The 236-nt window shown below is 55.5% G+C and carries 1 protein-coding gene; it reads left to right on the top strand.

Annotation, left to right across the window (positions count from 1 at the left end; all coding sequences use genetic code 11):
* A partial coding sequence (locus tag NR121_RS25125; protein ID WP_256832153.1) for a transposase occupies positions 1–236 on the top strand: 236 nt, incomplete at both ends.

Below are 236 nucleotides of genomic sequence, written 5' to 3'. Positions count from 1 at the left end.
TGTCCTTTGAAGGATGCCTGCACGAAAGCCAAAGGGAACCGGGAAATCCGGGTGAGTCTCAAGTACCTTCGCTACAGGCAGCAGACGCGGGAAAAGCTGCGAAGTGAGGAAGGCTACGCGTTGTCGGTTCGACGTATGATCGAACCGGAGAGTGTGTTTGGACAAATGAAAAACAACCGGAACTTCCGGCGTTTCCTGCTTCGCGGCTTGCCCAAAGTGAGCCTGGAGGTCGGGTG

The sequence above is a fragment of the Paenibacillus sp. Pae15 genome, from assembly GCF_024519685.1.
Lineage (GTDB): Bacteria > Bacillota > Bacilli > Paenibacillales > NBRC-103111 > Paenibacillus_G > Paenibacillus_G naphthalenovorans.
Note: the sequence above shows the minus strand (reverse complement) of the source record. Positions and strands in the feature narration are given on the sequence as shown.